The organism is Geobacillus sp., from assembly GCF_017515625.1.
Lineage (GTDB): Bacteria > Bacillota > Bacilli > Bacillales > Anoxybacillaceae > Geobacillus > Geobacillus stearothermophilus.
On the sequence record NZ_JAFWFM010000215.1, the window covers coordinates 1 to 7,970 of the forward strand.

Sequence of the window (7,970 nt, forward strand, 5' to 3'; positions counted from 1 at the left end):
GCGGAAATCAACCTTTTCTCTCTCCTTTCCCTGTTACGAAAACATGCCAAGAAAGGTCGAAGGAAAGGGGAAGAAACGGCATCAGATATCGTAACGAAATTAGAGATATGGTAGAATTAGATATGGATATAAATACCAAACGCCCCTCTTCTGGAGGGGGATTTGGTATGCCCAATAATGGATGTGATCCCCATCATTCACTGCGGGGATGAACACGAGTATCGTCTTAAAAATTTTATACCGCTAAACTTGACGGGTGTGGGGGCCGCGTCCAAACGGGGCCCCCTCTTTCGACATCGAAACAGGGACGCGTCCAGAGCGAGTCGGTTGCTGTAGGCAGGGAAGTGTCCAAAAAAATATATCATTATACACCATTTTTGTGAAAAGAAAATGAGGAATTGTCCCAAATTATTAATATTTACTCTGTGTGAATGATGTTTTATGTGGGAACACATTGACATTGACCAAGCGGTATTGTATGCTTACAATAGGTAGATGCTTACAATTAGGTAGATTGAGAAGGTTTTCACTGTCGGAAATGATCTCTGGTCTAAACGGGCGAGGTATGGTAACCATTATGAAAAAAAATAACCGTCATCCTTTTCGGGCCATCGGCTTGATGTCAGCGATCACATCACAGCTAGTCGGCTGTACATTAGTTGGTTTATTTGGCGGCAGATGGGTTGACCGACAATTGGACAGTGAACCGCTTTTCCTTGTTATTGGTTTGTTGCTCGGCTTAGCAGCGGGGGTGTTCGCCACGCTGAAAACAATTCGGCGTTTTTTTGGGGAATAAGAAACAATGATTGATAGGATCATAAAACGAATACAAAAGCAATCGTCGGTGCTAATGGTGGGTTATGCGGTAGGATGGATATTGACCAGTTATGAAGCGTGGTTTTTTAGTTTGCTCATTGGAACAGCAACAGGGCTGTACAGCATTCGCTTGCTGGCCCGGCGTGTCATAAAAGCAGGAGAAGCGATGGCCGAGGGACGGCGCCCTCCTTCGCTTGGGACCATGATTCGATTTGCGCTGGCTGCCGCCGTTGCGCTGTTTGTGTCCCGGTATCCCCAACATTTGTCCGTTATGCCGGTCGTCCTCGGCTTGGCCACCCCATATATCCTATTGGTAGCAAATCATTTTTTACATAATGACTAATCAGCTGTGTAGAAAGCGAGGTGAGAGAGGATGGAGCATAAAGCGCCGCTTGTCGAATTTTTAGGCCTTACGTTTAATTTATCTGATATGTTGATGATTACGATCACCTGTTTGATCGTTTTCATCATTGCTGTTGCGGCTACTCGCTCGCTTCAGTTGCGCCCGACGGGGATGCAAAACTTTATGGAGTGGGTCTTTGACTTTGTTAGAGGCATCATTAACAGCACAATGGATTGGCAAACGGGCGGCCGCTTTTTGACGCTGGGGGTCACGCTCATCATGTATGTGTTTGTGGCCAATATGCTTGGACTGCCGTTTTCCGTCCATGTCAACGGCGAACTTTGGTGGAAATCGCCAACCGCGGATGCGACCGTTACGTTGACGCTGGCGGTGATGGTCGTCGCCCTCACCCACTACTATGGGGTGAAAATGAAAGGGGCATCCGACTATTTGCGCGATTACACCCGTCCAGTCGCCTGGTTGTTCCCACTTAAAATCATCGAAGAGTTTGCCAACACGCTGACGCTCGGTTTGCGTCTTTTCGGGAACATTTACGCCGGGGAAATTTTGCTTGGCTTGCTCGCCAGCCTTGGCACGCATTACGGTGTGCTTGGCGCTGTTGGCGCAGCCATTCCGATGATGGTGTGGCAAGCGTTCAGTATTTTTGTCGGAACGATTCAGGCGTTCATTTTTACGATGTTAACCATGGTTTATATGGCTCATAAGGTCAGTCATGACCATTGAGCATTCCTTATCATTTCATTAAGGACTTGAAACATTACTTTAACATGGTGAAGGAGGATCTATCAACATGAGTTTGGGTGTACTTGCAGCTGCGATTGCGGTAGGTTTAGGGGCGTTAGGCGCCGGCATCGGCAACGGATTGATCGTCAGCCGTACCATCGAAGGGATTGCTCGTCAACCAGAATTGCGTCCGGTTTTGCAAACGACGATGTTCATCGGGGTCGCGTTGGTTGAGGCGCTTCCGATCATCGGTGTCGTCTTCTCGTTCATTTACTTAGGTCGATAAGAAATCGATATGGAAAGTGATGGCGAAGTTCGTGTCAACGACCACCTTCGCCATTCCTTTATGTGCGGTTTTGCGAGACCGCGTCGGTGCGATAGCTGTCGAAAGGAGTGAAACGCGGTGTTGTGGAAGGCAAACGTATTGGTGCTCGGCGAAGCGGCGCATGGCATCAGCGGCGGCACGATTATTTACCAATTGCTGATGTTCATTATTTTGCTGGCCTTGTTGCGCAAATTCGCTTGGCAGCCGTTAATGAATATCATGAAACAACGTGAAGAACATATCGCGAACGAAATCGACCAAGCGGAAAAACGCCGCCAAGAAGCGGAAAAACTGCTGGCAGAGCAGCGTGAACTGATGAAGCAATCGCGTCAAGAAGCGCAAGCGCTCATCGAAAATGCGCGCAAGTTTGCCGAAGAGCAGAAAGAACAAATCGTCGCCTCGGCCCGTGCGGAAGCGGAACGGGTGAAAGAAACGGCGAAACAAGAAATCGAGCGCGAAAAAGAACAGGCAATGGCCGCGCTCCGCGAACAAGTGGCGTCGTTGTCTGTCTTCATCGCCTCGAAAGTGATTGAAAAAGAGTTGACCGAGCAAGATCAACGCAAGCTGATCGAAGCGTACATCAAAGACGTTCAAGAGGCAGGAGGAGCGCGATGAACCAAGAAGTGATCGCCAAACGGTATGCATCCGCTTTGTTCCAAATCGCGCTCGAACAACAGCAGCTTGACTGGATCGAGGAAGACGTCCGCGCCGTACGCCAAGCGTTGGCGGAAAACGGCGAGTTTTTATCTCTTCTTTCCAACCCGAATCTTTCTTTAGAAAAGAAAAAAGCGCTTGTTCGTGAAGTGTTCGCCGGCGTTTCTGCTCCGGTGAAAAACACGCTTTTGCTTCTTCTTGAGCGCCATCGCTTCGGCCTTGTGCCTGAACTGGCCGATCAGTTTATCGCCCTTGCCAACGATGCGCGCGGCATCGCTGAAGCGATCGCCTATTCGGCGCGCCCGTTGACGGACGAAGAACTGCAGGCGCTTTCTGACGTGTTTGCCAAAAAGGTTGGCAAAGCAACGCTCCACATTGAAAATATCGTCGAGCCGGAACTGATTGGCGGCGTGAAGCTGCGCATCGGCAACCGCATTTATGACGGCAGCGTCAGCGGGCAGCTTGAACGGATTCAGCGGCAGCTCATTGGTTAACATTTGGAGACAGGGGTGAAAGGCATGAGCATTAGAGCGGAAGAAATCAGCGCGCTCATTAAGCAGCAGATTGAAAACTACGAATCGCAAATCCAAGTGAGCGATGTCGGCACCGTCATCCAAATCGGCGACGGGATCGCGCGCGCTCATGGGCTTGATAACGTCATGTCCGGCGAGCTTGTTGAATTTGCCAACGGCGTGATGGGCATGGCGCTCAACTTGGAAGAAAACAACGTCGGGATTGTTATTTTAGGGCCGTATACCGGCATCAAAGAAGGAGACGAAGTGCGCCGCACAGGCCGGATCATGGAAGTGCCGGTCGGGGAGGCGCTCATCGGCCGCGTTGTCAACCCGCTCGGCCAGCCTGTCGATGGCTTAGGCCCGGTGGAAACGACCGAAACGCGCCCGATCGAGAGCCCGGCGCCGGGCGTTATGGACCGGAGATCGGTGCATGAGCCGCTGCAAACCGGGATTAAAGCGATCGACGCGCTCGTGCCGATCGGCCGCGGCCAGCGCGAGCTCATCATCGGCGACCGGCAAACGGGGAAAACGTCCGTCGCCATTGACACGATCATCAACCAAAAAGACCAAAACATGATTTGTATTTATGTCGCCATCGGGCAAAAAGAATCGACGGTCCGCACCGTTGTCGAAACGCTCCGCAAACACGGCGCGCTCGACTATACGATCGTCGTCACCGCTTCGGCGTCGCAGCCGGCTCCGCTTTTGTTCTTGGCGCCGTATGCCGGTGTGGCGATGGGCGAGTATTTCATGTATAAAGGCCAACACGTGTTAGTGGTCTATGACGATTTATCGAAACAAGCCGCGGCATACCGTGAATTGTCGCTCTTGCTTCGCCGTCCGCCGGGTCGTGAAGCGTATCCGGGGGATATTTTCTACTTGCACTCCCGCCTGCTTGAGCGCGCAGCGAAATTGAGCGATGCCAAAGGCGGCGGTTCGTTGACTGCGCTTCCGTTCGTCGAAACGCAAGCGGGCGACATTTCCGCCTACATTCCGACGAACGTCATCTCGATTACGGACGGGCAAATTTTCTTGCAATCGGACTTGTTCTTCTCCGGCGTCCGCCCAGCGATCAACGCAGGGTTGTCCGTTTCGCGCGTCGGTGGGGCAGCACAAATCAAAGCGATGAAAAAAGTAGCCGGGACGCTTCGTTTGGACTTGGCCGCTTACCGTGAGCTCGAAGCGTTCGCCCAATTCGGCTCCGACCTCGATAAAGCGACGCAGGCGAAGCTCGCCCGCGGGGCGCGCACGGTCGAAGTGCTGAAGCAAGATTTGCATCAGCCGATTCCGGTCGAAAAACAAGTGTTGATCATCTATGCATTGACGCGCGGCTTTTTGGACGACATTCCGGTCAAAGATGTGCGCCGTTTCGAGAAAGAGTTTTACTTGTGGCTCGACCAAAACGGCCAACACTTGCTTGAGCACATCCGCACGACGAAAGATCTTCCGAACGAAGACGATCTCAATCAAGCGATCGAAGCGTTCAAGAAAACGTTTGTCGTTTCACAATAAGGCCGGCGGGGGCATATCGCCCCCTCATGCCTGTTAGAACCCGTGCAGCAAAAAGGTGGTGAAACCTTTGGCATCGTTACGCGATATTAAAACGCGCATCAATGCGACGAAGAAGACAAGCCAAATTACAAAAGCGATGGAAATGGTCTCGACGTCGAAGCTGAACCGCGCGGAGCAAAACGCGAAATCGTTCGTTCCATATATGGAGAAAATTCAAGAAGTCGTGGCCAATGTGGCGCTTGGCGCCGGAGGGGCTTCGCATCCGATGCTCGTTTCGCGCCCGGTGAAAAAAACCGGTTATCTCGTGATCACGTCGGATCGCGGTCTGGCTGGCGCGTACAATAGCAACGTGTTGCGCCTCGTGTACCAAACGATCCAAAAACGCCATGCTTCTCCGGACGAATATGCGATCATTGTCATCGGCCGCGTCGGGTTGAGCTTTTTCCGCAAGCGGAACATGCCGGTCATTCTCGACATCACCCGCTTGCCGGACCAGCCGTCGTTTGACGATATTAAAGAAATCGCCCGCAAAACGGTTGGGTTATTCGCCGACGGTACGTTTGACGAGCTGTATATGTATTACAACCATTACGTGAGCGCGATCCAGCAAGAGGTGACGGAACGGAAGCTTCTTCCGCTCACTGACTTGGCGGAGAATAAGCAGCGCACGGTGTACGAATTTGAACCGTCGCAAGAAGAAATTTTGGACGTCTTATTGCCGCAGTATGCGGAAAGCCTCATTTACGGCGCATTGCTCGATGCAAAAGCAAGCGAACACGCCGCCCGCATGACGGCGATGAAGAACGCAACGGACAATGCGAACGAGCTCATTCGCACATTGACGCTTTCCTACAACCGCGCTCGCCAAGCGGCGATTACGCAAGAAATTACGGAAATTGTCGCCGGAGCAAACGCCTTGCAATAGCGGACTAGCAAGTTAGGAGGGAAAACGATGACAAGAGGACGCGTTATCCAAGTCATGGGTCCGGTTGTAGACGTCAAGTTTGAGAACGGCCACTTGCCGGCGATCTACAACGCCCTGAAAATTCAACATCAAGCGCGCAACGAAAACGAAGTCGACATCGACTTGACATTGGAAGTCGCCTTGCACCTTGGCGATGATACAGTACGGACGATCGCGATGGCGTCCACAGACGGCCTCATCCGCGGCATGGAAGTCATCGATACCGGTGCACCGATTTCGGTGCCGGTCGGCGAAGTCACGCTTGGCCGCGTGTTCAACGTCTTGGGAGAGCCGATCGACCTCGAAGGCGACATTCCGGCTGACGCCCGCCGCGACCCGATTCACCGTCCGGCGCCAAAATTCGAGGAATTGGCGACCGAAGTCGAAATTTTGGAAACGGGGATTAAAGTCATTGACTTGCTTGCCCCGTATATTAAAGGCGGAAAAATCGGTTTGTTCGGCGGCGCTGGCGTAGGAAAAACGGTCTTGATTCAAGAGCTGATCCACAACATCGCCCAAGAGCACGGCGGGATTTCCGTCTTTGCTGGCGTCGGCGAACGGACGCGCGAAGGGAACGACTTGTACCATGAAATGAAAGACTCCGGCGTTATCAGCAAAACCGCCATGGTGTTCGGGCAAATGAACGAGCCACCGGGGGCGCGGATGCGCGTCGCCTTGACCGGTTTGACGATGGCGGAGTACTTCCGCGATGAGCAAGGGCAAGACGTGCTGCTGTTTATCGACAACATTTTCCGCTTCACGCAGGCTGGTTCGGAAGTATCGGCATTGTTAGGACGCATGCCGTCGGCTGTTGGTTACCAACCGACATTGGCGACGGAGATGGGCCAATTGCAAGAGCGGATCACGTCGACGGCGAAAGGCTCGATCACCTCGATTCAAGCGATTTACGTCCCGGCCGACGACTATACGGACCCGGCTCCGGCCACGACGTTCTCGCACTTGGATGCGACGACGAACCTGGAGCGGAAGCTCGCGGAGATGGGGATTTATCCGGCCGTTGACCCGCTCGCCTCGACGTCGCGCGCGCTGGCGCCGGAAATCGTCGGCGAGGAGCACTATCAAGTCGCCCGCAAAGTGCAGCAAACGCTGCAACGTTATAAAGAATTGCAAGACATCATCGCCATCTAGGGATGGAAGAACTGTCGGACGAAGACAAACTCGTCGTTCACCGCGCCCGCCGCATCCAGTTCTTCTTGTCGCAAAACTTCCACGTGGCGGAGCAGTTCACGGGCCAACCGGGCTCCTACGTGCCGGTCAAAGAAACGGTGCGCGGCTTTAAAGAAATTTTGGAAGGCAAATACGACCATCTTCCGGAAGATGCGTTCCGCTTAGTCGGCCGCATTGAAGAAGTCGTTGAAAAAGCGAAAGCGATGGGTGTCGAAGTGTGACCCGGGATAGGGGGATTGGACAATGAAAACGATCCACGTGAGCGTCGTTACTCCTGATGGCCCGGTGTACGAAGACGATGTTGAAATGGTCAGCATCAAAGCGAAAAGCGGCGAGCTCGGCATTTTGCCGGGGCACATCCCGCTTGTCGCCCCGCTCGAGATCAGCGCGGCCCGGCTGAAAAAAGGCGGCAAAACGCAATACATTGCTGTCAGCGGCGGCTTTTTGGAAGTCCGCCCGGACAACGTGACGATTTTGGCTCAAGCTGCTGAACGGGCGGAGGACATTGACGTCCTCCGCGCCAAAGCGGCGAAAGAGCGGGCGGAGCGCCGCCTGCAAAGCCAGTAGGATGACATCGACTTCAACCGGGCCGAACTGGCGTTGAAACGCGCCTTGAACCGCTTGAATGTAGTGGAAATGAAGTAAGCAGAGGAGCGGATGTTCCTCTGCTTTTTTTATCTTAATTAGGCGAGAAGACTCCCACTTCAACGAAGCGAAGCGGAGTAAGTGGGAGATGAATCGCCTTAACTATATTTTGCTGAAAATAGGATAGATTCAGTAAAATATGGTATAATATAGTTAGATGGGAGGTGAAAAAATGTATTTTTGTATCAAACAACAGCTAAATGGTTTGACCAAAGAAGAATACTTGACTCTTCGAGAACTGTGCCATATTGCCAAGAACATGTA

General features: G+C 52.5%; 9 protein-coding genes and 2 pseudogenes. All 11 read left to right on the plus strand.

Annotated elements, in window-relative coordinates:
* On the plus strand, window positions 1-212 hold a 212-nt coding region (locus IKE44_RS12540), incomplete at its 5' end, for a hypothetical protein (protein WP_287466076.1).
* A 365-nt stretch (window positions 213-577) separates the two neighbouring features.
* Window positions 578-796, plus strand: a complete 219-nt coding sequence (locus tag IKE44_RS12545) for an AtpZ/AtpI family protein (RefSeq protein ID WP_033008425.1) — start codon at window positions 578-580, stop codon at window positions 794-796.
* 6 nt (window positions 797-802) lie between these two features.
* On the plus strand, window positions 803-1,159 hold the full coding sequence (locus IKE44_RS12550) for an ATP synthase subunit I (RefSeq protein ID WP_033017477.1): 357 nt from the start codon (window positions 803-805) through the stop codon (window positions 1,157-1,159).
* Between the two features lie 30 nt (window positions 1,160-1,189).
* The gene (atpB, locus tag IKE44_RS12555; RefSeq protein WP_015376063.1) at window positions 1,190-1,903 is read left to right on the plus strand and encodes a F0F1 ATP synthase subunit A; all 714 of its coding nucleotides are present in this window, start codon (window positions 1,190-1,192) and stop codon (window positions 1,901-1,903) included.
* A 67-nt stretch (window positions 1,904-1,970) separates the two neighbouring features.
* Window positions 1,971-2,189 carry a F0F1 ATP synthase subunit C gene (gene atpE, locus IKE44_RS12560; RefSeq protein WP_011232830.1) on the plus strand — a complete coding sequence of 73 codons (219 nt, stop codon included), beginning with the start codon at window positions 1,971-1,973 and terminating at the stop codon, window positions 2,187-2,189.
* Window positions 2,190-2,309: 120 nt separating this feature from the next.
* Window positions 2,310-2,843 carry a F0F1 ATP synthase subunit B gene (locus IKE44_RS12565; RefSeq protein WP_183084009.1) on the plus strand — a complete coding sequence of 178 codons (534 nt, stop codon included), beginning with the start codon at window positions 2,310-2,312 and terminating at the stop codon, window positions 2,841-2,843.
* Window positions 2,840-3,376 carry a F0F1 ATP synthase subunit delta gene (locus tag IKE44_RS12570; RefSeq protein ID WP_033017479.1) on the plus strand — a complete coding sequence of 179 codons (537 nt, stop codon included), beginning with the start codon at window positions 2,840-2,842 and terminating at the stop codon, window positions 3,374-3,376. The genes IKE44_RS12565 and IKE44_RS12570 overlap by 4 nt, the downstream gene beginning before the upstream one ends.
* A gap of 24 nt (window positions 3,377-3,400) precedes the next feature.
* Window positions 3,401-4,909 carry a F0F1 ATP synthase subunit alpha gene (gene atpA, locus IKE44_RS12575; protein ID WP_033017480.1) on the plus strand — a complete coding sequence of 503 codons (1,509 nt, stop codon included), beginning with the start codon at window positions 3,401-3,403 and terminating at the stop codon, window positions 4,907-4,909.
* Between the two features lie 67 nt (window positions 4,910-4,976).
* Window positions 4,977-5,834: a F0F1 ATP synthase subunit gamma gene (locus IKE44_RS12580; RefSeq protein ID WP_033017481.1), complete on the plus strand. Its 858-nt coding sequence runs from the start codon at window positions 4,977-4,979 to the stop codon at window positions 5,832-5,834.
* 27 nt (window positions 5,835-5,861) lie between these two features.
* Window positions 5,862-7,282 (plus strand): annotated as a pseudogene (gene atpD / locus IKE44_RS12585) (F0F1 ATP synthase subunit beta).
* A gap of 22 nt (window positions 7,283-7,304) precedes the next feature.
* Window positions 7,305-7,706: pseudogene (locus IKE44_RS12590) on the plus strand (F0F1 ATP synthase subunit epsilon).
* The last annotated feature ends 264 nt before the right edge of the window (window positions 7,707-7,970 follow it).